General features: G+C 71.4%; 21 protein-coding genes. 13 read left to right on the forward strand and 8 right to left on the reverse strand.

Features of this window, described 5'->3' with window-relative positions; all coding sequences use genetic code 11:
- The first annotated feature begins 2 nt into the window (after positions 1-2).
- From DWB77_RS21215 to DWB77_RS21250, 8 genes are all read left to right on the forward strand, one after another.
- Positions 3-626, forward strand: coding sequence for an isochorismatase family protein (locus DWB77_RS21215; protein ID WP_120722744.1), 624 nt, complete (start codon positions 3-5; stop codon positions 624-626).
- A complete protein-coding gene (locus tag DWB77_RS21220) occupies positions 623-2,488 on the forward strand; it encodes an anthranilate synthase family protein (protein ID WP_120722745.1) in 1,866 nt (621 codons plus the stop codon). The genes DWB77_RS21215 and DWB77_RS21220 overlap by 4 nt, the downstream gene beginning before the upstream one ends.
- Positions 2,485-2,838, forward strand: coding sequence for a hypothetical protein (locus DWB77_RS21225; protein ID WP_120722746.1), 354 nt, complete (start codon positions 2,485-2,487; stop codon positions 2,836-2,838). The genes DWB77_RS21220 and DWB77_RS21225 overlap by 4 nt, the downstream gene beginning before the upstream one ends.
- A gap of 11 nt (positions 2,839-2,849) precedes the next feature.
- Positions 2,850-3,671 carry a PhzF family phenazine biosynthesis protein gene (locus DWB77_RS21230; RefSeq protein ID WP_281280016.1) on the forward strand — a complete coding sequence of 274 codons (822 nt, stop codon included), beginning with the start codon at positions 2,850-2,852 and terminating at the stop codon, positions 3,669-3,671.
- On the forward strand, positions 3,664-4,323 hold the full coding sequence (gene phzG / locus DWB77_RS21235; protein WP_120722748.1) for a phenazine biosynthesis FMN-dependent oxidase PhzG: 660 nt from the start codon (positions 3,664-3,666) through the stop codon (positions 4,321-4,323). The genes DWB77_RS21230 and phzG overlap by 8 nt, the downstream gene beginning before the upstream one ends.
- Positions 4,324-4,429: 106 nt before the next feature.
- Positions 4,430-5,530, forward strand: a complete 1,101-nt coding sequence (locus tag DWB77_RS21240) for a phenazine antibiotic biosynthesis protein (protein WP_120722749.1) — start codon at positions 4,430-4,432, stop codon at positions 5,528-5,530.
- A gap of 1 nt (position 5,531) precedes the next feature.
- Positions 5,532-6,926 (forward strand): aldehyde dehydrogenase family protein, encoded by a 1,395-nt coding sequence (locus DWB77_RS21245; protein ID WP_120722750.1) that lies wholly within the window; start codon positions 5,532-5,534, stop codon positions 6,924-6,926.
- A gap of 126 nt (positions 6,927-7,052) precedes the next feature.
- Entirely contained in the window at positions 7,053-8,570 is a 1,518-nt protein-coding gene (locus DWB77_RS21250) for a GMC family oxidoreductase (protein ID WP_120722751.1), read from the forward strand.
- 234 nt (positions 8,571-8,804) lie between these two features.
- On the opposite strand, the gene DWB77_RS21255 is transcribed toward DWB77_RS21250, so the two are convergent.
- The 3 genes from DWB77_RS21255 to DWB77_RS21265 all read right to left on the reverse strand — a co-directional run bounded on the left by DWB77_RS21255 (position 8,805) and on the right by DWB77_RS21265 (position 13,486).
- The gene (locus tag DWB77_RS21255; protein ID WP_246033593.1) at positions 8,805-9,779 is read right to left on the reverse strand and encodes an Lrp/AsnC family transcriptional regulator; all 975 of its coding nucleotides are present in this window, start codon (positions 9,777-9,779) and stop codon (positions 8,805-8,807) included.
- A gap of 1,011 nt (positions 9,780-10,790) precedes the next feature.
- Positions 10,791-12,050: an MFS transporter gene (locus DWB77_RS21260; protein WP_120722753.1), complete on the reverse strand. Its 1,260-nt coding sequence runs from the start codon at positions 12,048-12,050 to the stop codon at positions 10,791-10,793.
- Positions 12,047-13,486: a GH1 family beta-glucosidase gene (locus DWB77_RS21265; RefSeq protein WP_120722754.1), complete on the reverse strand. Its 1,440-nt coding sequence runs from the start codon at positions 13,484-13,486 to the stop codon at positions 12,047-12,049. Before DWB77_RS21265 ends, DWB77_RS21260 begins: the two co-directional genes overlap by 4 nt.
- A gap of 211 nt (positions 13,487-13,697) precedes the next feature.
- Between DWB77_RS21265 and DWB77_RS21270 the strand changes: the two genes are divergently transcribed.
- Positions 13,698-14,210 (forward strand): SigE family RNA polymerase sigma factor, encoded by a 513-nt coding sequence (locus DWB77_RS21270; protein ID WP_246033595.1) that lies wholly within the window; start codon positions 13,698-13,700, stop codon positions 14,208-14,210.
- Between the two features lie 124 nt (positions 14,211-14,334).
- Positions 14,335-15,594, forward strand: a complete 1,260-nt coding sequence (locus tag DWB77_RS21275; RefSeq protein ID WP_120728066.1) for a hypothetical protein — start codon at positions 14,335-14,337, stop codon at positions 15,592-15,594.
- A 542-nt stretch (positions 15,595-16,136) separates the two neighbouring features.
- Here DWB77_RS21275 and DWB77_RS21280 read toward each other — a convergent pair.
- Both DWB77_RS21280 and DWB77_RS21285 read right to left on the reverse strand, forming a co-directional pair.
- Positions 16,137-17,855: a bifunctional 3'-5' exonuclease/DNA polymerase gene (locus DWB77_RS21280; RefSeq protein WP_120722756.1), complete on the reverse strand. Its 1,719-nt coding sequence runs from the start codon at positions 17,853-17,855 to the stop codon at positions 16,137-16,139.
- 126 nt (positions 17,856-17,981) lie between these two features.
- Positions 17,982-19,298, reverse strand: coding sequence for a LuxR C-terminal-related transcriptional regulator (locus tag DWB77_RS21285; protein WP_120722757.1), 1,317 nt, complete (start codon positions 19,296-19,298; stop codon positions 17,982-17,984).
- A 150-nt stretch (positions 19,299-19,448) separates the two neighbouring features.
- Here DWB77_RS21285 and DWB77_RS21290 point away from each other — a divergent pair, with 150 nt between their 5' ends.
- On the forward strand, positions 19,449-20,357 hold the full coding sequence (locus DWB77_RS21290) for an NADP-dependent oxidoreductase (protein ID WP_120722758.1): 909 nt from the start codon (positions 19,449-19,451) through the stop codon (positions 20,355-20,357).
- Here DWB77_RS21290 and DWB77_RS21295 read toward each other — a convergent pair.
- Positions 20,344-21,249, reverse strand: a complete 906-nt coding sequence (locus DWB77_RS21295; RefSeq protein WP_120722759.1) for an AraC family transcriptional regulator — start codon at positions 21,247-21,249, stop codon at positions 20,344-20,346. The genes DWB77_RS21290 and DWB77_RS21295 overlap by 14 nt on opposite strands.
- Before the next feature lie 144 nt (positions 21,250-21,393).
- Here DWB77_RS21295 and DWB77_RS21300 point away from each other — a divergent pair, with 144 nt between their 5' ends.
- Positions 21,394-22,287, forward strand: a complete 894-nt coding sequence (locus DWB77_RS21300; protein WP_120722760.1) for an MBL fold metallo-hydrolase — start codon at positions 21,394-21,396, stop codon at positions 22,285-22,287.
- Here the strand turns inward: DWB77_RS21300 and DWB77_RS21305 are convergent.
- Positions 22,275-22,955, reverse strand: a complete 681-nt coding sequence (locus DWB77_RS21305) for a GDSL-type esterase/lipase family protein (protein ID WP_120722761.1) — start codon at positions 22,953-22,955, stop codon at positions 22,275-22,277. The genes DWB77_RS21300 and DWB77_RS21305 overlap by 13 nt on opposite strands.
- A gap of 87 nt (positions 22,956-23,042) precedes the next feature.
- Between DWB77_RS21305 and DWB77_RS21310 the strand changes: the two genes are divergently transcribed.
- Positions 23,043-24,017: a WD40 repeat domain-containing protein gene (locus DWB77_RS21310; RefSeq protein WP_120722762.1), complete on the forward strand. Its 975-nt coding sequence runs from the start codon at positions 23,043-23,045 to the stop codon at positions 24,015-24,017.
- A 64-nt stretch (positions 24,018-24,081) separates the two neighbouring features.
- Here the strand turns inward: DWB77_RS21310 and DWB77_RS21315 are convergent, their stop codons facing one another.
- The gene (locus tag DWB77_RS21315) at positions 24,082-24,741 is read right to left on the reverse strand and encodes a DUF4360 domain-containing protein (protein WP_120722763.1); all 660 of its coding nucleotides are present in this window, start codon (positions 24,739-24,741) and stop codon (positions 24,082-24,084) included.
- Between the last annotated feature and the right edge of the window lie 80 nt (positions 24,742-24,821).

A 24,821-nucleotide genomic window follows, 5' to 3' on the forward strand; every position in this document is an offset into this window, starting at 1 on the left:
TGATGACGGGAATACCACCGATCGCGCCCTACAGTCTGCCGCCGAGTCATGCGCTGCCGGAGAACTCCGTGCGCTGGACCGTCCACCCGGATCGGGCGGTGCTCCTCATCCACGACATGCAGAGCTACTTCCTCAATCCCTTTGAGGACGGCATGCGCAGCACCTTGGTGCACACCGTCGCCGACCTCAAGAAGCGCTGCGCGGCGCTGGGAGTGCCGGTGGCCTACACCGCTCAGCCCGGCAGCATGACGGACGAGGAACGCGGGCTCCTCAAGGACTTCTGGGGCCCCGGCATGCGCACCGACGAGGCCGAACGCGCGATCGTGCCCGAACTCGAACCCGACCCGGAGGACTGGCTGAGCACGAAGTGGCGCTACAGCGCGTTCTTCAAGTCGGAGCTGCTCCAGCGCATGCGCGCTCTCCAGCGTGACCAGCTGATCGTTTGCGGCGTCTACGCACACATCGGTGTGCTGTCGACGGCTCTGGACGCGTTCTCCAACGACGTCCAGCCCTTCCTGGTCGCCGACGCGCTCGGTGACTTCTCCGCGGCCCACCACAGGCTGACCCTCGCCTACGCGGCACGGTCCTGCGCCATGGTGGTCAGGTCCGAGGACGTGCTCGCATGAGCGCGCTGCTGGAGCACGTCCTGGCGCTGGAAGTGCCCGCCTTCGCGATCATCCACCGCCCCGAGAGCGGCTGCGCCGGCACGCTCGACGTCCTGACGGGCCCGGTGACCGAGTACAAGTCGCTGGACGACATCCCGTTGGCCGACGACTCCGTGCCGGGCCCCGCACTCGACACGCTGGTGCTCGTCCCCTACCGGCAGCTGGCCGACCGCGGCTTCGCGGCGCGGGACGACGCCACGCCCCTGCTGGCGATGAGCCTCACCGCTCGCGACACCGTGCCGGTCGCCGAAGCGCTGGCCCGCTTCCCACAGGCCCCTACGGAGCTGGCCGACGGGCACTTCGACGTGGACGACGCCGCGTACGCGCAGATGGTGCGCCAGATCGTCACCGACGAGATCGGCACCGGCGAGGGCGCCAACTTCGTGATGAAGCGCTCGTTCGTCGCGGACATCGGCGACTACTCCCTGACCAGCGCCCTGTCGTTCTTCCGGCGGCTGTTGGAGCGCGAGGAGAAGGCCTACTGGACCTTCATCATCCACACCGGCCGCAACACCCTCGTCGGGGCGACACCGGAGCGCCACATCTCGCTCGCCGAGGGCGCGGCCGTGATGAACCCGATCAGCGGCACCTACCGGTATCCGTCCGGCGGCCCCACCTTGCAGGGCGTCATGGAGTTCCTCGCCGACACCAAGGAGACCGACGAGCTCTACATGGTGCTCGACGAGGAACTGAAGATGATGGCCCGGCTGTGCGACGACGGGGGGCGCGTCCACGGGCCGTACCTGAAGGAAATGGCGCGCCTCGCGCACACCGAGTACCTGATCGAGGGCAAGACCAACCGCGATGTGCGTGAGGTTCTGCACGAGACGATGTTCGCCCCCACGGTCACCGGGAGCCCGCTGGAGAGCGCCGCCAAGGTCATCTGGCGCCACGAGCCGAACGGACGCGGCTACTACAGCGGGGTCGCCGCGCTGATCGGACGGGACGCGGCGGGACGGCAGACCCTCGACTCGGCGATCTTGATCCGGACGGCCGACATCGATCCCGGCGGCCGGATGAACATTTCCGTGGGGGCCACCCTGGTGCGCCACTCCGACCCGATGACCGAGGCCGCCGAGACCCGGGCCAAGCTGGCGACCCTGCTCAACGCGCTCAAGTCCGACCCGTGTTCCGGCTACGCGGCCGACCCGGAGGTCCGTGCCGCACTGGACCGCCGCAACGACAGGATCGCGGGGTTCTGGCTCCGGGACAGGTGCGAGCGCCGGCCGGCCGGGACTCCGCTGGACGGCGCGACGGCCCTGGTCGTGGACGCGGAGGACACCTTCACCGCCATGCTCGACCAGCAGTTGCGGTCATTGGGGCTGTGCGTGGAGGTCCGCCGCTTCGACGAGCCGTACGACGTGGCCGCCTACGACCTCACGGTCTTCGGCCCCGGCCCGGGAGATCCGCGGATGGCCTCCCACCCCAAGATCGCCAAGCTGCGGCAGTCGGTCGACACCGCGCTGGCCCGTCACCGGCCGATGCTGGCCGTGTGCCTGAGCCACCAGGTACTCAGCATGAAGCTCGGCTTCGACCTGCACCGCCGCGAGGTACCCAACCAGGGCGTCCAGCGCGAGATCGACCTGTTCGGACTGCGTGAACGCGTGGGCTTCTACAACACGTTCGCCGCGCACAGCGCGGTCGGCAGACGAACCGTCGAAGGGATCGGTGTGGTCGAGGTGAGCCGGGACGAGCAGAGCGGCGAGGTGAACGCGCTGCGCGGGCCGGGCTTCGCATCGGTTCAGTTCCACGCCGAGTCGGTGCTCACCGTCGACGGCCCGCGCATCATCCGCGAGGCGATACAGGGGGTACTCGGCCGATGAGAGTGGATGTCGTCTGGTGGGACCTGGCCAGGTCCCACCAGACCATCGAATCCCTGGAGAGGGATCTGCGGGACTCCGTCGAGCCCTGGCACGAGGTCAGGGGACTGCGCCTGAAGCTGTGGATCGCCGACCGTGAACGCGGCCGCTGGGGCGCGGTCATGTGGTGGGACTCCGACGTCCCGGCCGATCAGCCGCTGCCCCCCAACCGGGCGGCCGAGCTCATCGGGTACGCCCCCGACCACCGCAGCGCCTTCGACGTCGCCGCGGTCGCCGAGGGAATCGACGCGCTCGGCCTCGCCTTCTCCGCCGAACCCTCAACAACCTCGGCACACGTCACGGAGCTCCGATAATGCACCAGTACATGGTCGTAGACGCTTTCGCCCGCGAACCGCTGCGGGGCAACCCGGTCGCCGTCTTCTTCGACAGCGAGGACCTGACCGGCGAGACGATGCAGCGCATCGCGCAGGAGATGAACCTCTCCGAGGTCACCTTCGTGCTGCCGGCCGAACAGGGCGGCGACGCACGGATCAGGATCTTCACCCCGGTGAACGAACTGCCCTTCGCCGGGCACCCGATGCTCGGCACGGCCCACGCGCTCGGCCGGACCTGGAAACGCGACAGGCTGCGGCTGGAGACCGCGATGGGCGTCATCCCGTTCGAGCTCAGTACCCGCGACGGCGCCGCATGGGTCCGGATGCGGCAGCCCGTTCCCAGCTCGAAGCCCTACGACCTCGGCGCCGACCTGCTGGCCGCACTCGGGGTCGAGACGTCGACGGCCCCGGTCGAGATCTACCACAACGGGCCGCGCCACGTGTTCGTGGGATTGAGCGACGTGGGGGCGCTGTCCGCGCTCCACCCGGACCACCGCGCCCTCTCGCGCTTCCCCGACATGGCCGCCAACTGCTTCGCCAGGGCGGGCGACGGCTGGCAGATGCGGATGTTCTCCCCCGCCTACGGCGTGGTCGAGGACGCGGCGACCGGCTCCGCCGCCGGGCCCCTCGCGATCCACCTGGCCCGCCACGGGTTCGCCGAGTACGGGCAGGAGATCCAGATCACCCAGGGCGTGGAGATGGGACGCTCCTCGGTCATGAGGGCGACCGCCGAGGGGACCGGCGAGTCGATCCACTCGGTCCACGTCGGCGGGCACGCCGCCGTGGTCGCTGAGGGGAGGCTCCATGTCTGAGCGCGAACTCCTCGTCTCCGCCAGTGAATTCGAGTCGCTCAGCGGGAAGGTCGACCTGCCCTTCCCCGAGTACGACCAGCCGCCTTCGGAACCTCTCCCGCTGGTGCGGAGCTGGCTCGACCGGGCACGGGAGAGCGGAGTCCGCGAGCCGGCCGCACTCGCGCTGGCCACCGCCGACTCCCGAGGGCGCGCCTCCAACCGGACGATCGCCATCACCGAAGTCACCGACGCCGGCCTGGTGTTCACCAGCCACAGCTGTAGCCAGAAGGGACGCGAACTCGCCGCCACCGGGTGGGCGTCGGGCTTGCTGTACTGGCGGGAGACCGGCCAGCAGATCATCATCTCCGGTCCCGTGGTGCTCCTGCCCGACGCCGAGTCGGACGCCCTGTGGTCCGCCCGGCCCACTCCGCTGCACGCCATGTCGACGGTCACCGAGCAGAGCGAGCCGCTGGAGGACGTCGAGGCCCTGCGCGTGCGGGCACGCCGCCTGGAACGGACCGGAGCGCCCCAGCCCCGGCCGGAGTTCTTCGTCGGCTACCGGCTGGAGCCCGCCGTCGTCGAATTCTGGTCCGCGAGCTCGGATCGGCTGCACCGCAGGCTGCGCTATGACCGCGGCCCGCTCCAGTGGCGTACGAGCCGACTGCAACCGTAGCCGCCGCACCTACGGCCAACTCCCGTGGTGCGCAACCCGGTTGACCGCCCCGGCGGTTGGGCCGTAGTGCCCGGACCCACCCGACCCTTTTCCTGAGGAAGAGACCATGCCTCTCAGCGCAGAACAGATCCTGGATCTTCCGTTCGACGTCCAGCCCGATCCGGACGACTACCTCCGCGCCGCCATGGAGTGGCACTTCAATCCCGAGACCGGCTGTGCGTTCTGGCTGGACCGGGCCGCCACGCTCGGCTTCGATCCGCGGGCCGACGTCAAGACGTACGAGGACCTCCGGCTCTTCCCCAACCTGGCGGCGGAGCTTCGCGACGTCCGTGGCGAGGACCTGGTCCCCAGGGGCTACGGCACCAGGCCCGACGTGGTCGGGTTCTTCGAAAGCGGCGGCACCACCGGCGCCCCGAAGCGGGTCGTTCTGATGCGGGACTGGCTCGACCGCATGGTGAGCTGGAGCAACGCGAACCTGGACCGCCACGGCGTGCCGCGCGGCGGGAACTGGCTCGGCATCATCCCGACCGGGCCGCACGTCGTGGGCACCCTGTTCCGGCAGCACGCCGTGACCCACGGTCGCCACGGCTTCACGATCGACCTCGATCCCCGCTGGGTGAAGCGGCTCATAGCCGAGGGCCAGTTCGGGCAGGTCGACGCGTACGCCCAGCACCTCATCGACCAGGCCGCCGACGTCCTGCGGACCCAGGACATCGGTCTGCTCACCATCACCCCGCCGCTCCTTGAACGGCTGTCCAGGGACGAGAAGTTGGTCTCCCTGGTGAACGAGCGGGTCAAGTGCATCAGATGGGGCGGCACCCAGATGGACGCCGACTCCCGGCACCTGTTCAAGACCGAAGTCTTCCCCGAGGTCGCGCTGTGCGGCGAGTACGGAAGCACGATGATCATCGGGGTCGCTGGCGAGCGGGCCGGGATCTCCGTCGACGATCCCTGTGTCTTCGACTCGTTCTCCCCCTACGTCACCTTCACGGTCGTCGATCCGAAGAGCCTTGAGCCGGTGGCCTACGGAGAGCGGGGCCGGGTGCTGGTCAACCACGTCAGCAAGTCCTTCCTGCTGCCCAGCAACCTGGAACGCGACCTTGCCACGCGAATCCCCCAGGTGAACGGCCTGGTCGGGGACTCGGTCGCCGACATCGCCACCGTCGCGGTCTTCGACGACGAGGCCGTCATCGAGGGGGTCTACTAAAATGATCGACCTGCCCGCGCTCGGTGCAACGGGCGCCTTCCGCACCAGGAACAGACAGACGATCACCGACGTGGCGGGCACCGCCCTCGCCGAACTGAGCCTCGTACCGCCGCTCTACGTCAACCGCACCATGGCGGCGCTGCGCCGGGGCAGCCGCATGTCGGCCGACGAACGGGCCGACGCGATGATCCGTGCGGCCGCGCTCTTCGCGACCGCGACCATCGACGGCCTGACCGTCGAGGAGTACCAGTACGCCGTCAGCCGCGTCGGCGGAGTCCCGATCTCCTCCGTCGTCACGGCGACCACGACGGTCGCCGAGCGGGTCGCGAAGGCGCATGCGAGCGTCCAGTGCGCGCGGCCGCGCGGCGCGGCCGACACCTGGCGCGATCCGCTGACCCGGACCGGGCACGCGGTGTGGACGAGGCGCGCGGACGTGTTCGCCGTGCACGCCGCGGGCAACCACCCCGGCACCCACAGCATCTGGCCCGAGGCACTGGCGCTGGGCTACCGCGTCGCGGTCCGCCCGTCCAGCCGCGATCCCTTCACCCCGCACCGACTCGTCGGCGCACTGCGGAGCGCGGGATTCGCCGACGACCAGGTGGTGCTCCTGCCCACCGACCACGCCGGCGCCGACGCCATTCTGCGCGGCGCCGACCTGGGGATGGTCTACGGCGGCGAGGAGGTGACTCGCAAGTACGGCGAGGCCGCCACCGTGCTGCCGCAGGGGCCGGGCCGGTCGAAGATCCTCATCACGGCCGATGTGGACTGGCGCGAGCACCTGGACGTGATCGTCGCCTCCATCAGCGGCCACGGCGGGACCGGATGCGTGAACACGACAGCCGTCTTCGTGGAGGGCGACCCGGCCCCGCTCGCCGAGGCCGTCGCGGCACGGTTGTCCACCACGATGCCCTGTCTGCCGCCCGAGGACGACAAGGCCGTACTCCCGGTACAGCCGATCGCGGCCGCCAGGGCGATCGAAACGTACCTGCTCAAGAAGGCGGCGGGCACCCGGGCCTGGCTCGGCGGCGACGGCATCGTGGGCGACCTCGGGGACGGCAGCGCCGCGCTGCTGCCCGCCGTCCACCAACTCGACGATCCGGCGTCGCCCCAGGCGGGCGTGGAACTGCCGTTCCCCTGCGTGTGGATCGCGCCGTGGACGCCCGAGGCCGGCATCGACCCGCTGAAGAACACGCTCGTGCTCAACGCGATGACCCACGACACCCGGCTGATCGACCGGCTGCTCGACGAGCCGACCATCAGCAACCTGTACCTGGGAGACCGGCCCACCTACTGGATGGATCCCTCGGTACCGCACGACGGCTACCTCGCCGACTTCCTCATGCGCAACAAGGGCGTCATCCGCAACGACATCCCGGTCGCCAACGGCCGCGACTGACGGGTCATTCCGGCCACGCTCACCTCAACACTCACAGCTGTGCCGCAGTGCGCTCCGCTGGCGCCCGCTGCGGCACAACCACCGGGACGCTCCCACCCCCTCCCGCGCGATCGAAAGGGTCCTACCTTGTCCCACTCCGTCGAACCGGCCGACGTCCTGATCGTCGGCGGTGGGTCGGCCGGCGCGGTGCTCGCGGCCCGCCTGAGCGAGAACCCCGACCGGCGCGTCGTGCTGCTGGAGGCCGGGCCGGACTACGGCCCCACCCGGTACCCCGACGCGCTGCTCGACGCCAACCGCATCGCCGACCTCGATCACGACTGGGGATACGCCTCGCGGGGCGGGCGGCTGAGCCCCTCCATGGTCGCCCTGCGCGGCAAGGTGATGGGCGGGAGTTCCGCCGTCAACGCCGGCGCCGCGCTCCGTGCCCGCGCCCGCGACTTCGCCCGCTGGGCCGAGGACGGGCTCGACGACTGGAGCTTCGCCGACGTCCTGCCGTACTTCCGCGCCTTGGAGAACACCCCCACCGGCGAGGACGAGTTCCACGGGCGGAGCGGGCCGATGCCCGTGCGCCAGCTGACCGACGCCGAGCTGACCCCCGCACATCGCGGCTTCATCGAGGCCGCGGTCGCCCGCGGCCACAAGCGGATCAACGACTTCAACGGTGCCGAGCAGGACGGCGTCGGAGCCTTCGCGGTCAATGTGCTCGACGGGGTCCGGCAGAACACCGCGCTGGTCTACCTCACCGCCGAGGTGCGCGCCCGCCCGAACCTCACGGTGCACGGTGGCGTCACCGTCGACCGGGTCCTGTTCCGCGGTGACCGTGCGACCGGAGTGGTCACCGCCGACGGGACCGCGCACCACGCCCACGAAGTGATCCTCTCCGCCGGGACCTACGCGAGCCCGGCGATCCTGCTGCGCTCCGGCATCGGCCCCGCCGGCGAACTGGCGTCGCTCGGCATCGAGACCCTCGCCGACCTGCCCGTCGGACGACACCTGCAAGACCATCCGTTCTGCCCCGCGGTCCATGCGCTCGCCCCGGGGCGAGGAGAGATGACGCCGGCCCTCGGCGCACTCCTGTGGACCGCCTCCAGCGAGGCCGCGGACGGCGAACTCGACCTGCACGTCGTCGCCGTGCATCCCAACGGGGCGCCGTTCATGCCCCCGGGCGGCGTCATAGCCCTGGCCACGGCCCTCGCACTTCCCGAGGCGCAGGGCACGGTGCGCCTCTCGGGCCGCGATCCGCTCGCCCAGCCCGTGATCGACCACAACTACCTCGGAACCGAGCGCGACCGCCGACGCATGCTCGAAGGCGTACGCATCGCCCGTGATCTGGCCCGCGACCCGGCGCTCGCCCCGTCACTCGGCGGGCTTTTGATGCCGAGCGAACTGCCCGACGGCGATGCGGAATTGACCCGGGTGATCGAATCCAGTCTCTCCATCTACGGTCACCCCACCTCCACCGCCCCCATGGGCGCCGCCGACTCGCCCCGGGCCGTCGTGGACTCCCGTGGCGCCGTGCACGGACTCACCGCCCTGCGTGTCGTGGACGCCTCGATCATTCCGTACCTGCCCTCAAGCGTCACCAACCTGACGACGATCATGCTCGCCGAGCGCATCGCCGACCTTGTCTACAACCACGGATAACCACGGGCTGTCGAGAGGTCGGCCGCTCACTTTTCTTATTCGTGAACTCCTCAATTCCTTCACGAATAGGTGAGACTTCACCGCCGTTTCCCTGGCTGAACTTGCCGGAGTTCAGCCGGGGGAAGTCCGGCTTGGGCCGCGGCGGGCGCCGCATCCGATGGCGACATTTCGCACCATGCGGAGACTTTGGACTCATCGGCTGATGAGGCTCCGAACCCGCATCAGGGCGAACTGCTACACCTGAGGGTGCTGTGCACTCTGGAGGAACGGGCTACAGGTTTTCAGGGTCCTTTGGACAGGACTCGTTTCCAGCATCCGGATGGAGTCCAGCGCGCTGAGGCGATGGGCCAGGTACTCGTGCAGTTCACTGGGCGTCCTGCACAGGACGAGGGCAACCAGGTTGGTGGGCCCGGTGGTTGAGGCCAAAAAGGCCAGTTCCTTGTGTTGGATCAGGGTGTTCGCCACCTGGTTCAGGTGCGAGGGGGCGACCGACATCCACAGCAGGGCCTGCGTGGTGACGCCGTACACCTCGGCGCTGATCTCGACGTCGAAGGTGAGCATGCCGCCGGCCTGTAATGCGGCGAGTCGGCGCGTGATGGTCGAGGAGGACTGTCCGGTCTCGGCGGCGAGGTCCGTGTAGCTGATGCGGCCGTTACGCTGCAACGCGGCCAGCAGATGCCAGTCCGCCTGCGGCAGGGACGCGCGGAACTTGGGCTCGTCGGGGGTGTCCACCGCGTCGCAGGTGCGGCGCAGTTGTTCCTGCTGCCCGTCGGTGAGGGCGGCGGTGTGCCCCTGCCATGCGGTGGGTCCGCCGAGATAGGTGTGCAGCAGGCGGTGCGCCGACACCTCGGCGATGCTGGCCACCCGGGGGATTTCGCGGAACAGCAGCGTATGGTGCGCCGCGGAGTTCATGACGAAGCAGATTTCGGTTCCCCCGGACATGAGCCGCACCCAGGCGGTGTCGTCCCGGCGGGCCAGACTCTGCGCCACATTCTGCGCGGTGTTCGGGCTGGCGGTGAGCCGCAGAATCCACTTCCCGGCCGACGGTTGCCGCGGATTCACCACCCCGACGACGCGGAGCGACAGCTCGCTGCTCAGCCGCCCATAACGACGGGCGACTGTTTGTGTGGAGACGCCCAGAACTTCGGCGATTCGACTGAACGGCGCCCTGCCGTCGATACGCAGGGCGTGAATAATGCAGTGGTCCAATTCATCGAGAGTGGGGACCGTTGGCTCAGAATCGCCCACTGGCCGTCTAGGGGCAGGCAAGGTTTGCGGCACCAGTTTTCCTCGGGTAGCATAGGACACAACCTAGTCAATGAACGTGCTCGTCAAAGGACTTGGGTGTCGGCGACGGCATTTCTCATCACCAGATATCCGGCGAGTTCCGTTTTGCGGTGATGGTCAGCCAGTTCTCGTGATCGGTCAGGATCTGCCGGAATCGGCGCGCGGGCGTGCAGCCGCACTGCCGTGGAGGATGAGGTATTCGACATCGCCAGGATGTCGGCCCCGGACGCGAGGTGCAGCCACCTGGCGGTCCGTCAACAGATGCGCTGGTCTGCTGCGTAGCGGCAGCATGTCCCGGATGGCCCGTGCGAGGGAGAGCGTTGGCAGGCCCGCTCTGTACGCCTGCCTGGGAACCTCTCCACCCTGCACGACATGGCATTCAAAGCGGTCTGGGTCGATCGATCCGGCAATGCCGATCGATTCGACGACGTCGCATGCAGTAGCCGCCATTACACCAGCCCCCCGACCAGCTCCTGAACCACTACGAACCATGACCACACCACGAAGTGGATATGAATTGGTCAAGTGGATCTCGTCACGGCCCTGACTTTCCGTCAAGACCCGTGCGGTGGAATCCACTAGGTTCAATCTTCGGGCGAGTGTACATGTTCCCGCTCTTCCTGGGTATGGCGGTTCGTCACACGTCCCCGTAGCGGGCCCGCAGGGAGTCGATCAAAGATCCATGTAAGCGATTTCCAATTGACCGCGGTCGGACGCTCATGGTTGCCAGTGGCTACTAACTCCAATTGTTGGTGACGCGCCGTCAGTTGGGTGACCGGCCGTTGTGGCTGTTGGAGCCGGCCGCAGCTCTCGCCACCGCGTGCGGACAGCCACCGGCGCGGACGGTCAACCGGCGCGGCTTTCGGCCAACCCTTCGGCGCCCGGGGCCCGGAAGGACGGCTCGGTGGACCTCCGCGCCGACGGCCGTGCCGCCTACCGCACCGACCGTATGCGTCCCACCAACCCGGACCCGGCGAGACCGATCACCCCCGCCAGGGCGTACAGGGTTCCGTAGCCGCCCAGGTGGGTCACGATGGGGGCGGCCACCGCGGGGGCCAGGACCTGCGGGAGGGCGTTGGCGATGTTGATGACGCCCAGGTCGCGGCCGTGGTCGGCGGCGCTGGGCAGGACATCGGTGAGCAGGGCGAAGTCGACGGAGGTGTACACCCCGTAGCCGACGCCCAGCACGAGGGAGGCGACCACCGCGCCGGTCCAGGTCTGCCACACCGCGAGCAGCAGGGTCGCCGCCGAGATGAGGAGCCCGGACCAGACGACGAAGACCTTGCGCCGGCCCGTACGGTCCGACCAGATGCCGCCGATCACCACCGTGCCGAGCAGCGTGACCGCGTCCAGGGCGGTGAGGATGAGCACCCCGGTGTCCGCGTCGCCCGCGTAGTGGACCGCGTCGGTCAGGTAGTAGAGCAGGTACATGGTGCTGATCGAGTACGAGAGGTTCATCAGGAACCGGGTCAGCCAGGCCCACCCGAAGTCGGGGTGGCGGCGCGGGTCTATCCAGAACCGGGCCAGGAACTCCCGCCAGACGAAGGGAGGTTGCTCAGCGGGCAGCAGGGGCGAGTCTCGGCGCATCGCTATGTAGGGGAGCGTCGCCAGGAGGGAGAAGGCCGCGCAGGCCAGATAACCGGCCGTGAGGCCGCCGGCCGCCGTCGCCAGGGCCGTGCCCACCAGGATGCCCCCCACCTGGGACACGCCGAGCCAGCCGCCGACCAACCCGCGCCATTGATGAGGCACTTGATCGGGCACGGCGGCCGTCAGGGCGGCGAACGAGGCGTTCAAGGCCAGCTGCACCAGGCACCAGCCCGCCGTCATCACCGCCACGTTCGGCGCCCACGCCAGCACCAGCAGGCCCGCCACCCCGCCCGCCCCACCCGCCACGACCCACGGAATCCGGCGCCCCACCTTCGCCGTCGTACGGTCGGACAGCGCGCCGAACACCGGGTTGGCCACCATCGACACCGCGGCCCCGACTCCCGTCACCAGCGCGAGCGTCGAGGCCTTGTGGGCGGGCGTGAAGTGTTCCGCCTGGCGGGCCAGGAGCAGTTGCAGCGGGCCGAACCAGCCCACCCACACCCCCAGGTTGGCCAGCGAAAGAGCCCCCACCCAGCGACCCCCGGGCGCCCGCCCGGCCTCTTCTTCCGTGGCGCCCGAGGCTCTGGCCCCGGGCTCCGCCGTCACCGGGCTTCCCCGGCCGGGCCCTCGCCGACCTCCTCGCCCGCGTCGGCCCGGCCGGGCCCCTTGCCCGCTGCCCGCACGACGTCCCGGTACCAGGCGTACGAGTCCTTCGGCGTGCGCGTCAGCGTCTCGTAGTCGACGTGGACCAGGCCGAAGCGCTGCCGATACCCCTCCGCCCACTCGAAGTTGTCCAGGATCGACCAGATGAAGTAGCCGCGCACGTCGACGCTCTCCGCCATCGCCCGGTGCAGGGCGCGCAAATGGCCGTCGTGGTACGCGATCCGCCGGGTGTCGGCCACCCGGCCCCCCGAAGCCGGGTCGGGGCCGTCCCCGTACGAGCAGCCGTTCTCGGTGATGAGGACGGGCGGCAGTGCGTCGCCGTAGCGCGCGCGGAAGGTGACCAGGAGTTCCCGCAGGCCGTCCGGGACCACCGGCCAGCCGAAGTCGGTGCGGTCGTGACCCTCGATCTCGTGCAGACCGAACGGCAGGTCCGGCGGCAGCGCGATCCCGGCGAGGCTGGTCACGGCGTCCGGCTCGGGCGCGCCCACCAGCGCCGGGTTGTAGTAGTTGATCCCGTACCAGTCGAGCGGGGCCGAGATGACCGACAGGTCCTCGGCGACCGGGCCGGGCATCAGCTCGGCCCAGCCCTCGGGATAGGCGCCGGTGAGGATCGGGTCGGCGAACAGGCGGTTCATCAGCGTGTCGTACAGCTCGGCCGCCGCGCGGTCCTCCTCGCTGTCCCCGGCCGTCCACACCGGGCTGTGCGAGGCGGCGATGCCGATCTCGCGCGCCCCGGCCGCCCGCAGCGCCTCGACCCCCAGACCGTGGGCGAGCAGCTGGTGGTGGGCGGCCGGCAACGCGTCGAAGATCAGGCGCTTTCCGGGGGCGTGCTCGCCGAGCCCGTAGCCGAGGAGGGTGATCTCGGCGGGCTCGTTGAGGGTGATCCAGCGCGGCACCCGGTCCCCGAGCCGCTCCGCCACCAGCGCGGCGTACGCGGCGAACCGGTGCGCGGTGTCCCGGTCGAGCCAGCCGCCGCGCTCCTCGAGCGCGAGCGGGGTGTCCCAGTGGAACAGGGTGGGGACGGGGGCGATCCCGGCGGCGCACAACTCGTCGACGAGACGGTCGTAGAAGTCCAGGCCCTGGCGGTTGGCCGGGCCCTCGCCGGTCGGCTGGACGCGGGACCAGGCGATGGAGAACCGGTAGGCGCCGACGCCCAGTTGGGCCATGAGCGCGACGTCTTCGCGGTAGCGGTGGTAGTGGTCGGTGGCCACGTCCGCGTCGGAGCCGTCCTTGATCCGGCCCGGCTCCCGGGTGAACGCGTCCCAGGTGGTGGGCCCCCGGCCCCCGGCGTGCACCGCGCCCTCGATCTGGAACGCGGAGGCGGACACGCCCCACAGGAAACCGGGCGGGAAGGCGGGCAGCGGCGGCAGCGGCGTCATGGGGGAACTTTTGGGCTCGGGGGCGGCTCCTGTCAATGGAAAGTGAACAAGTTTCATGTTTGGCCCCCGCGGTCGACTCGGCGAAGTCGGGTGAAACATCATGGAGGGCCCGACGCGTCATAGGGGTGTAGGGGGGAGAGCGAATGAGCGGGCGGGGGCGGGGCGGTTCGTGAGACAGCCGTGGCGGGGGGTGCAGGGGGGACCGGAAGGGGTGGGCCGGTCGCCCCGCGCGGAGGAGTTCATCGAGTTCGCGTCCGGGCGCGCGGGACAGCTCTTCCGTTCCGCATGCCTGCTGACCAGCGGGGACACCCATCTCGCCGAGGATCTGGTGCAGGAGACGCTGGGGCGGATGTACACGCTGTGGGGGCGCGTCGCCACCATCGACAACCCCGCGGCCTATGCGCAGACCGTGCTCGTACGGACCTTCCTCACCCACCGGCGACGCCGCTCGGCCACCGAACGGCCGCTCGGTGACCTCCCCGACCACGCGACCGCCACCGGCGCGGACCCGGCCCTGCGGGTCGCCCTGCTCGACGCGCTCGGACAGCTCTCGCCCAAGGACCGGGCGGTCATCGTGCTGCGCTACTGGGAGGACCGCAGCATCGAGGAGACGGCCGACGCCATGAACGTCAGCTCGGCCGCGGTCCGCACCCGCTCGGTGCGCGCCCTCGCCAAGCTGCGCGAGCGGCTCGGCGGATCACTCCCCGAGTACGCCTCGCCCTGACGGTGTACGCCAAGTGCCGCGCGGGGGGCGGCACTTGGCGGCCGCGACGCCGAACAGCTCGCTCCACCTGCCGCACATCGCACGCCGTGTGTCCAGCTACCAGAACAGGAAGGTGTGGTTCCCCATGCCCTTTGAGGATCGGCTCGGCGAGGCCATGCGCCACACCGGGGACAGCTTCGAACTCGGTGACCGTCGCGAGATCGTGGAGGTCGGCCTGGTCCGGGGCCGGCGACGGCTGGCCCGGCGCCGCACGGCCGCCGTCACCGGCAGCGTGCTCGCGCTCGCCACGGTGGGGCTCGGCGGCGGGTATGCCGTGGGGGCGTTCGGCGACGGCGGCGGGGGAGCCGCCGTGGCCGCCTCGTCGAAGCCGACGGAGCCGGCCGAGCCGACGCGGCTCGCGGGCGCGGACGTCCGGGGCGAGCAACTGGTCACGCTTTTCAAGTCGTTGCTGCCGCCGGGCACGGTGTCCAAGGAGCGGGGGAGCGGTCCCGGGGACCCGAGTGGCGTCGGCAAGCCGGGCGCCGCGTCCATGGCCTCGGTGTCCGCGGTCTTCGACGACGGCAAGGGCGCCGGACGCATCGCACTGGGCGTGAGCAGGGTCGATCCGGCCGACCCGTCCAGCGGGGAGCAGGTGAGCTGCCCCGCCAAGGCGTTCGTGGACTACGACTCCTGCACGGCCGAGAAGCTGGCCGACGGCTCCCGGTACATGCTGCTGCGGGGCTACGAGTACCCCGACCGGCACGAGCCGACCAAGCTGTGGCGGGCCGTCCTGCTCACCCCCAAGGGCGCTCTGATCGATGCGAGCGAATGGAACGCCGCCGCCGAGAAGGGGGGTGCGACCACCCGGGACACCCCGCCGCTCACGGCCGAACAGATGAAGGCGCTGGTCACCTCGGACCGGTGGCTGTCGGTGGCGGACGCGCTGGACGTACCCGTGAAGACGGGCAGGACGAGCGCGGGCTCGCTCTCCGGCGACGTGATCCAGAAGCGGTTCCTGGCCCTGCTCCCCGCGAGCAAGCACCTCAAGGTCGTCGAGAAGGGCAACCAGGACGGGTATGCCTTCGCCGTGGTCGACGATGGCCGGGGCAAGAGCCTCGTGCAGATCAATGTGCAGCGCGGGATGTCCGACGTCTCCCCGAGGGGCGAGACCTCGACGCTGCCGGACGGCACGATTGTCGGCCTGGAGAAGGCGCCGGGTGAGAAGGGGGGTGCGGGGGTCGTCACGTGGACGGCGGACACCGTACGTCCCGACGGGTTCCGGGTGGTGGTCTTCGCGAGCAACACCGGGAACGAGAACAAGGCGGCGACTCGGGCGGAGCCGGCGGTCAGCCTGGACGAGTTGAGGGGGATTGCGCTTGATGCGGGGTGGGGTGGGGGGGAGTGAGCCGGGGGCGCGGGGCGGCGCGGGGCGCTTGTGCGCGGGCCTCAACCGTACGGCCCGCCTCGCTCTTCGCGCAGTTCCCCGCGCCCCTGAAACCCCCGGTCATGTGCGGGCCGTGGTCGCTTTTTGCGCAGTTCCCCGCGCCCCTGAAACCCTCTCGAACCTGCGGACCGTGCTCGCTTCTCGCGCAGTTCCTCGCGCCCCTAACTGCTCGGTGCTGGCCGGCGCCTCAGCCTGTCCGGCGATTGAGGACGAGCGCCGTTCAGGCGCGATCGGGGTCTGGGGCGGAGCCCCAGGGGCTTTTGGCTGCGGGCCGTGGTCGCTTCTCGCGCAGTTCCTCGCGCCCCTAACTGCTCGGTGCTGGCCGGCGCCTCAGCCTGTCCGGCGATTGAGGACGAGCGCCCTTTAGGCGCGAACGGGGTCTGGGGCGGAGCCCCAGGGGCCTTGGCTGCGGACCGTGGCGGGCTGGGCGCGCAGTTCCTTGCGCCCCTGGCGGTACCGGTGCCGGCCCGCATCGGCCACCTCAGCCTGACCGCGCCGCACGGCTACTTCGCGTCTGAGTAGCGCTCCACCACCGCCGTCGTGAACGGAAACCGCACCGGGGTCTCCCCGAAGGCGACGCGTCCCGCCAGCTCGCCCGCCTCGCGGATCGCCTTCGCCACGACGTCCGCCTCCTCCGCCGGGCAGTGCACGATCACCTCGTCGTGCTGGAAGAAGACCAGCTCGGCCCGGAGCCCGCCCGAGGTCAGCGCCTGGCGCAGCGCGGCGAGCAGCAGCAGCGCCCAGTCCGCGGCGCTGCCCTGCACCACGAAGTTCCGGGTGAACCGGCCGCGCGCCCGGGCGTCGCTGGACGCGTAACCGGAAGTGAACTCCCCGCCGGATCCCGGCAGTTGGGCATCCTGGTCCTGCGGGATGCCCGCCTCGTCGGCCTCGCCCGCGCCGGCGGCCGGCGGGCTGGTACGGCCCAGCCAGGTGCGCACGAGCCGGCCCTCCTCGCCCGCCTTCGCCGCGTCGTCCACGTACGCCACCGCCAGCGGGAAGCGTCTGCGCAGTGCGGCCAGGTTCTTCAGGCCGTCGCCCGAGGTCTGGCCGTAGATCGCGCCGAGCAGCGCCAGTTTGGCGTGGTTACGGTCGCCGGAGAAGGCCCGGTCGGACAGCGAGGTGTAGAGGTCGCCGTCATGGCCCGCGACCTCCATCAGACCCGGGTCGCGGGAGATCGCCGCGAGCACCCGGGGCTCCATCTGGTCGGCGTCGGCGACCACCAGGCGCCAGCCCGCGTCGGCGACGACGGCCTGCCGTATCACCTTGGGGATCTGGAGCGCGCCGCCGCCGTTGGTCGTCCAGCGGCCACTGACCGTGCCGCCCGGGGTGTACTCGGCGCGGAAGCGGCCCTCGCGCACCCAGTCCTGCAACCAGCTCCAGCCGTGCGCGGTCCAGATCCGGTACAGCTTCTTGTACTCGATCAGGGGCTCCACCGCCGGGTGGTCGAGCGCGGCCAGCTCCCAGCGCCGGGTCGACTTGATCCGGAAGCCGGCCTCGCCGAACGCCTTGACCACATCGGCCGGCAGGTCCGGTCGGACCCGACGCCCGAACGCCGCCGACACCTGGTCGGCCAGCTCGGCCAGTCGGCGCGGCTCGCCCCCGCCACCGGTGCGGGGCGAACCGCTCGCATAGCGCTCGCCGAGCAGACCGTGCAGCACGGCGCGGTGCACATCGGCGCGCCAGGGCAGCCCCGCCCGGTTCATCTCGGCGGCGACCAGCATCCCCGCCGACTGGGACGCGGTGAGCAGCCGCATCCGCCCCGGGTGTTCGGCGAGGTCGTGCCGGCGCTGCTGATCCGCGTACACCTCGAGCAGCGCCTCAAGGGGCAGCCCCGCGGCCTCCCGGGGCTCGAAGAGGGAGGACTGCGAGCCCGGCTCGGCCGCCCTGGGCGCGGGATCGGCCGGTACGGGTCTGTCGTGCAGCCGGGCCCAGGCGGCGGCCGCCGAGCGGGGTTCGCCGTGCCGGCCCTCGTGGCCGAGGAGCAGCAGCTCCGCGTCCTCGATGTCGTAACACCGCTCGACCCGGGCGCCGGCGGCGAGCAGCCTGGGGTAGATCGCGGTGGTGGAGCGCCACACCCAGCGGCCCACGTCGGGGCGGCTGCGGACGGCCGCTGCCAGGTCGGCCTCCTCGCGGACCGGGCCGGCGGGCAGCCCGTCGTCGCCGAGGGGGGCGAGCCGTGCCCCGCCGCCCTCGGTCGCCTCGATCGCCCACCGTTCGTTCACGCGATCGAGTCTGGCACCCGCCACTGACAACGGCCCCGAACCACGACCGGCGGGGACGGCACCCTTCTTCGGGCGTCAGGGCGTCAGGGCGTCAAGGGGTCACGCCACTCCTCGGGTGTCAGGCGCTCACGCCACCGAGTGCAGCATCGCCGCCGCCTCGCCGCGCGAGCTCACCCCCAGCTTGGCCAGGATGTTCGCCACGTGGAACTTCACCGTCGACTCGCTGATGTGCAGTTCCTCGGCGATCGTCCGGTTGCGGTGCCCCTGGGCGAGATGGCCCAGCACCTCCGCCTCCCGCGGATGCAGCCCGGCCAGCGGGTCGGCGCGCGGGCTCGGCGCGGTGCCCAGCGGCAGGGTCGCGGTGACCGTGGTGCCCCAGCCGGGCAGCGCGTCCACGGCGAGGGTGCCGCCCAGGGCGGCCAGGCGCTGGGCCACCCGGTGGGTGTCGAGCGCGGAACGCGACAGCTCGCCCGGCCCGTCGTCCCGTACGGACGCGACCAGTTGGCAGCCGGACAGCTGCCAGCGGACGTGGATGCGGCGCACCCCTCGCTGGCCGGCCATGGCGAGGACGAGCGCGCGGACGGCGGCGCGGGCGAGGTGGGCGACGTCCGCCGCGACCGACGTCTCGGCGGTCTCCGCCTCCGGCGGCGCGAACTCCAGGGACACCTCGCTGTGGCGAAGGAGCGGCTTCAGGGAGTCGGCGAGCCGGGCGAAGGCCTCCGCGGCCGGCTCCTCCGTGAGCTCCTGGTTCCGGTCGGCCTCGGCGCGCAGCGCGACCAGCGCCGACACCGCGAGGTCGACGGCGCGCGAGCGGGCCGCCCGGTCCTCCAGGGCCTTGCTGCGCAACACCCCGAGCAGGGCGGTGAGCGCGGCCTCGTGGGCCTCGCCCAACTCGGCGATCACCCGGGCCCGTTCGGCGGCGGTGGAACGCGACTGGGCGACCGCGCCCGGCACCGCCTCGAGGGTGAGGCGGTGGCGGTGCCCGGTCACCAGGTCCCACAGATGCTGGACGATCTCCGCCTCGGACGGTGTCAGCACGCCCGAGGGCGAGGTGCGCAGGAGAACGAGCAGGGGTGGCCGCGCGGCCATCGGGGCGGCCTCGCTGGCGACCGCCACCACGGCCCGCTCCTCGCCACCGACCACGGCCGTGCCCTGCCAGGGGTGGCCGGGCGTGACGCGCGGCCCGAGTTCCTGGAGGTCGGCGACGGTGACCCGCCGGGCGGTCCCGTCCTCGCCGTGCACCTTGAACGGCGAGTGCGCGCACTGCCCCGACAGTTCGGCGGCGACCGTGTGCGCGACGAGCGGGGCGAGCGCCTCGGACAGGGTCGGCAGGATCTCGTTCATCGGTCCGCGCACCAGCTCCGCGGCGCGGGCGAGGGCGAAGACGGCGGGCGTCGTCGCGGTACCGGCGCGGGGGGCGATGCGGCTCGTGCGGGGCTCCATCGCTCCAGCGTACGGTCGGCCCCGCTGTCCGCCGCCCCGCCGTGCGGCCAGGTCGAACTGGCCGTAAGGCGGGCCGGATTGGGGCCGGTGGCGGCGGAGGCTTGGTCCACGGCGCCGAGGACGGCGTGGTGAGCGAGACGAGGAGTGGTGATGGAAGCGATTCTGTACGAGCGGTTCGGCGGACCCGAGGTGCTGGCCCTGGGCGAGGCCGACAAGCCGCGACCGGGCCCCGGCCAGGTGCGGGTGAAGGTGGCCGCGGCGGGCGTGAACCCGGTCGACTACCGGATCCGCAACGGCTGGATGCGCCACCAGTTCCCGGTGACCTTCCCCGCGATCCCGGGCCTTGAGGTCGCCGGCACCGTCGACGAACTCGGCGAGGGCGTCACCGGGTTCGCGGTGGGCGACGAGGTGTTCGGGCACGCCGACACCGGCGCCTACGCCGAGTACGCCCTGGCCACCCAGATCGTCGCCAAGCCCGCCGGGCTCTCCTGGGAGCAGGTCGTGGCGCTGCCCGTGGCCGGCGAGACCTCCGAGCGGGTCCTGAACCAGCTCGAACTGGCCGAGGGGGAAACCCTGTTGATCCACGGCGCCGCCGGCGTGGTCGGCTCGGTCGGCGTGCAGCTCGCCGTGGCCCGGGGCGCCACGGTCATCGGCACCGCCTCCCCCGAGAACCACGCCTTCCTGCGCGAGCTGGGCGCCATCCCGCTCGCGTACGGAGAAGGCCTGGTCGAGCGGGTGCGCGAGGTCGCCCCGCAGGGCATCGACGCGGTGTACGACGCGGCCGGCAAGGGTGCGCTGCCCGACTCGATCACGCTGCGCGGCGGCACCACCTCCCGCATCGTCACCATCGCCGACACGGGCGCCGCCGAGCTCGGGGTCGTCTTCAGCGGTGACGGCACCCCCGACCCCAAGCCGTACTACGAGGCCCACGCCCGGCTGGCCGTCGAGGGCCGGCTGCGGATCCGCCACGCGGAGACGTTCCCGCTCGCCGACGCGGTCAAGGCCCTGGAGCTGAGCGAGGGCGGCCACACCCGGGGCAAGCTCGTCATCCAGCCGTGAGGCCTGCGCGGTAGCGCCCCGGCGTCGTGCCGTACTGCCGGCTGAAGGCGTGCGACAGGGCGTACGGGGTGCTGTAGCCGACGTGCCGGGCGATGGCGTCCAGGCCGTCCGGGGTCGCGCGGAGCAGGGCGGCGGCCCGGGTCAGCCGCCACCACGTCAGATATCCCATCGGGGCGCGCCCGACCAGCGCCGTGAACCGGCGGGCCAACGTGGCCCGGGACACCCCCACATGGGCGGCGAGGCGCTCGTTGCTCCAGCCGCGGGCGGGGTCCTCGTGCAGGGCGTGCAGGGCCGCGGCGACCACCGGATCGTGCAGCGCGGCCGGCCAGCGCGCGGTGGTGCTGTCCGCCATCCAGGCCCGTACGAGATGGACGAGCAGCAGGTCCAGCAGGCTCGGCAGGGCGATGGCGCCACCCGGCCGCGAGGAGGCGGCCTCGTGCCCCAACAGGGCGATGGCGGCCCGGAGTTCGTCATGGCGGCCCGCCTGGCGGGGGATGTGGACGACGTCCGGAAGGTCGGCCATGAGCGGGTGGGTGTGGCGCCGGTCGAGCCGGTACTTGCCGCACAGCAGCTCCGTATCGGCGCCGGAGTCGAAGGATGCCGTGCGCGAGAAGTGCGCGAAGTCGACGGCGCGCTCGATGGTGGGTCCGTCTGCGGGACGGTCGGCGATGACGTGCCCGCTGCCGTGCGGGAGCAGCACGGCGTCGCCCGTGTTCAGGGCGATGGCCGCGCCTCCCTCGGTCAGCATCCAGCAGCTTCCCTCCAGGACGACGTGGAAGCCCGCGCCCTCGTACGGGTCGAGCCGCGCACACCAACGGCCGCCCACCCGCAGCCTGGTGGAGGACGGGCGGCCCACCCGCACCGCCACGATCGCGTCGCTCAGCAGATCCATGGGCCCAGCCTAAGGAAGCCCCACGCCTGTCCCACACCTTGGTGAGACGCTCGCGTATCCGGATGAGAAGAAGACGCATTGAGCGGCTCATTCCCGGCTGCCTAGAGTCGTGGCGACGGCGAACGAGCGAGAGGCGGCGGGGCCATGCGGAGCATCACCCTGGGCGAGGTCGAGATCACCCGGATCATGGAGTGGGAGGGCGCGTTCGGGCCGGCGCGCGCCATCGTGCCGGACGCCGGGATCGAGACGTGGAAGGCGAACGAGGAACTGCTCACCCCCCACTTCTGGGAGCCGGACGCCGACCGGTGGATCGGGGCGCTCCAGACATGGGTGCTGCGCAGCGCCGGGCGGACCGTGCTCGTGGACACCGGCGTCGGCAACGGCCGCGAGCGGCCCAGCATGCCGATGTTCCACCACCGGAACACCGATTTCCTGGCCCGGTTGGCGGCTGCGGGGGTCCGGCCGCAGGACGTCGACGTCGTCGTCAACACACATCTGCACGCGGACCACGTCGGCTGGAACACGGTGGGCCGGGGCCCCGGCGCATGGGAGCCCGCGTTCCCCCGGGCCACCTATCTGATGCCGGCCGCCGACCACGCCCACTTCGACCCGGCGAACGGGCGCGATCTGCGCGTGGACGACATCGCCCTCTTCGAGGACAGCGTCGCGCCGGTCGTCGAAGCCGGGCAGGCCGTGCTGTGGGAGGGCGCGTACCGCATCGACGAGAACCTCGTCCTGGAGGCCGCGCCCGGGCACACGCCGGGCTCCTCCGTGCTGCGGCTCTCCTCCGGCGGCGAGCGGGCGGTGTTCGTCGGCGATCTGCTGCACAGCCCCGTACAGATCGTCGAGCCGTCCTGCAACAGCTGCTTCTGCGAGGACGAGGAGCAGGCCGCGGCCACCCGACGCCGCGTCCTGGAGCGCGCCGCCGACGAACGCGAACTCGTCGTGCCCGCCCACTTCGGCGGCCCCGGCGCCTTCGAAGTGCGGCGCGAGGGAAGCCGGTTCGCGGTCCGGGACTGGGCCTCCTACAGCGCGTAGCGGGCGCCCAGCTCCCAGGCGCCGTGCAGCGCGTCGGCGAAGGCGGCCGCCAGCTTGTGCTCGCCGCTCGGGCCCGGGTGCGTACCGTCGTAGGTGTCCTGATGGATGTCGTAGGACTCCGGGACCGAGGCGAGCAGCAGCGGCGAGAGGGCCGTGTCGAGATCGGCGAACGCCTTGGCGAGCAGCACGTTGAAGCGGTCCACCTCGGCGGCGAACGGAGCGTCCTGCTCGGCCCGTATGTTCGGGATGACGGGCAGCGCCACGATGTGGACGCGCGGGTTGGCCTCGCGGGCGGCCTCGACGAACGCGCGCACGTTCGCGGCGGTCTGGGCGGCGTCCGTGTAGAAGCCGAGGTCTATCAGGCCGAGCGAGACGAGCAGCACGTCCGCCCGGCTCTCGGCGACCGCGGGGCCGATCAGCGGCGCCATGTGCAGCCAGCCCTCGCCCCAGCCCGCGAGGTGGCGGCGGGCGGCGGGCGGGAAGTCGGGGGACGCGTACGCGTGCGACACGGGCGCCCCGGCCGCCGGGTCGTACAGCGCGGTGCGCGGGCCGACGATTTCGTACGGGCCGTCGAAGGAGGCTTCGAGGTGGCGCCACATGCGGTAGCGCCAGGTGAAGTCGCCGGGGCATCCGATGGTCATCGAGTCGCCGACGAAGAGAAAACGCATGGAGGCCATCATTACCGATCGGTAGGCCGACGGCGACGTGACGGTGGACACCCCGGCGTCGCGAACCGGGCCGTGGACACTGGGGGCATGCGTTCGCTTCTGAGGGTGTGCGGGGCCGCCGGGCTCGTCCTGGTGTGTGCGGCGGGGCCGGCCGCCGCCGATGACGGCGGGTTCACCATCAAGGATCCCCGGATCAAGGAGTCCAGCGGCCTCGCCGCCAGCCGTGCCCACCCGGGCGTCTACTGGACGCACAACGACAGCGGCGACGGCGCCTACGTCTACGCCGTCGACGGGAAGACGGGGCGCACCCTCGCGCGGATCACGCTGACGGGAGTGGGGCGGCCGCGCGATGTGGAGGCGATCTCGCTCGGACCCGACGGCGACCTCTACGTCGGCGACATCGGCGACAACCTGGACGGCTCCTGGAGCCACGTCTGGATCTACCGCTTCCCCGAACCGGCCCGGCTCGAGGACCAGACCGTCAAGGCGACGCAGTACGACGTGCGGTACGCCGACGGGCCGCGCAACGCCGAGGCGCTGATGGTCCATCCCAAGACCGGCCGGGTCTACATCGCCTCCAAACGGGAGAGCGGCGGCGGCCTCTACGAGGGACCGGCGACGCTGTCCACCGCCGGCCCGAACGTCTTCCGGCGGGTCGGCGAGGTGCCGTGGGTGACCGACGGCGCCTTCTCGCCCGACGGTACGAAACTGGCGCTGCGGGGCTATTTCGCGCTGGCCGAATACGCCTGGAAGGGCGGGGCCGAACCGCTGGGCGACTGGCACGCGGTACCGGGCACGCCCGTGCAGGGCCAGTCCGAATCGGTGACGTACACCACGGACGGCACCGCCCTGATGGTCGGCTCCGAGGGCGCGGACAGCGAGGTGGCCCGCGTCCCTCTTACGGAGGGCGGGGCCAAGTCGCCCCACGGGGGCGGGAGTTCCACCGGTTCGGGTGACGCCGGCGGCAACGGGAACTTCGTGCTCGGCGCGATGGTTGTGGCGGGCGCCGCCGCGCTCGGCGTGGGCGCGAAGCGGATGCTGGGACGCGGGCGGCGCGCCTGACCTCGGCGCGGGACCGCCGGGTGCGGGCCCGCGCCGGGTGCGGACGGGTGGGGCGGGGTGCGGGTCAGCGCTGCTGCGGGCACTCCTTCCAGGCCAGGTGGTAGATGGTCTGGATGTCCCCGTCGGTGGAGTCCATCGCCATGAAGCTGTTGGTCTTCGGATCCGAGGTGCCGGCGTTCACGCGGAGCTCGGTGTTGATGTTGAAGTTGCGCTTCACCCCGCAGGGGGCCCACACCAGTTGACCCCAGTCGGTGGAGTCGGTGGCCTGCCAGTCGTCGTCGTAGGGGCCGTTGAACGGGTGCGTTCTGCTCGCCGTGTCGGGTGAGCCCTGGAAGTAGTACGAGGCCTTCTGGGTGGCGTTCGAGCCGCGCTCCAGGTGGGCGTAGCCGCGGTAGTCGGCGCTGGCGACGGCGTAGGTGAAGCCCGAGGGGACGTGCACGATCAGGTTGAGCTGGCAGTTCTTGCGGAAGTCGGTGGGCTTGGAGCCGGCCCCCACCTGCGCCATGTACTGGCTGTACGTGACGGTGAAGGCGGTGTTGTCCGGCGCGACGGCGACCGCCGCGGTGCCGAGGGGACAGCCGGAGCCGTTGACGGTCGCGACCTCGATCACGATCTTGTCGGGCGGCGCGACGATGCCGGAGGGCGCGGCCGGGGCCGCCTGGGTGAGGAGCGAGGAGACGACTAACGCCGCGGTCGCGCCGCCTGCGAGAAATGCACCGGGCATGATGCTCCGATCGGTTGTCGGTGGCCTTGCGTGGATGTGGGGAGTCCAGCCGAGCGCCCATGTCTAGTTGAGACATGAAC

The organism is Streptomyces hundungensis (assembly GCF_003627815.1).
Lineage (GTDB): Bacteria > Actinomycetota > Actinomycetes > Streptomycetales > Streptomycetaceae > Streptomyces > Streptomyces hundungensis_A.

Excerpts from the sequence above, each read along its gene's own strand:
- DWB77_RS21215 (WP_120722744.1), top strand. The coding sequence starts at position 3 with ATGACGGGAATACCACCGATCGCGCCCTACAGTCTGCCGCCGAGTCAT.
- DWB77_RS21220 (WP_120722745.1), top strand. The coding sequence starts at position 623 with ATGAGCGCGCTGCTGGAGCACGTCCTGGCGCTGGAAGTGCCCGCCTTC.
- DWB77_RS21225 (WP_120722746.1), top strand. The coding sequence starts at position 2,485 with ATGAGAGTGGATGTCGTCTGGTGGGACCTGGCCAGGTCCCACCAGACC.
- DWB77_RS21230 (WP_281280016.1), top strand. The coding sequence starts at position 2,850 with ATGGTCGTAGACGCTTTCGCCCGCGAACCGCTGCGGGGCAACCCGGTC.
- phzG (WP_120722748.1), top strand. The coding sequence starts at position 3,664 with ATGTCTGAGCGCGAACTCCTCGTCTCCGCCAGTGAATTCGAGTCGCTC.
- DWB77_RS21240 (WP_120722749.1), top strand. The coding sequence starts at position 4,430 with ATGCCTCTCAGCGCAGAACAGATCCTGGATCTTCCGTTCGACGTCCAG.
- DWB77_RS21245 (WP_120722750.1), top strand. The coding sequence starts at position 5,532 with ATGATCGACCTGCCCGCGCTCGGTGCAACGGGCGCCTTCCGCACCAGG.
- DWB77_RS21265 (WP_120722754.1), bottom strand. The coding sequence starts at position 13,486 with ATGACGCCGCTGCCGCCGCTGCCCGCCTTCCCGCCCGGTTTCCTGTGG.
- DWB77_RS21275 (WP_120728066.1), top strand. The coding sequence starts at position 14,335 with ATGCCCTTTGAGGATCGGCTCGGCGAGGCCATGCGCCACACCGGGGAC.
- DWB77_RS21285 (WP_120722757.1), bottom strand. The coding sequence starts at position 19,298 with ATGGAGCCCCGCACGAGCCGCATCGCCCCCCGCGCCGGTACCGCGACG.
- DWB77_RS21290 (WP_120722758.1), top strand. The coding sequence starts at position 19,449 with ATGGAAGCGATTCTGTACGAGCGGTTCGGCGGACCCGAGGTGCTGGCC.
- DWB77_RS21295 (WP_120722759.1), bottom strand. The coding sequence starts at position 21,249 with ATGGATCTGCTGAGCGACGCGATCGTGGCGGTGCGGGTGGGCCGCCCG.
- DWB77_RS21300 (WP_120722760.1), top strand. The coding sequence starts at position 21,394 with ATGCGGAGCATCACCCTGGGCGAGGTCGAGATCACCCGGATCATGGAG.
- DWB77_RS21305 (WP_120722761.1), bottom strand. The coding sequence starts at position 22,955 with ATGCGTTTTCTCTTCGTCGGCGACTCGATGACCATCGGATGCCCCGGC.
- DWB77_RS21310 (WP_120722762.1), top strand. The coding sequence starts at position 23,043 with ATGCGTTCGCTTCTGAGGGTGTGCGGGGCCGCCGGGCTCGTCCTGGTG.
- DWB77_RS21315 (WP_120722763.1), bottom strand. The coding sequence starts at position 24,741 with ATGCCCGGTGCATTTCTCGCAGGCGGCGCGACCGCGGCGTTAGTCGTC.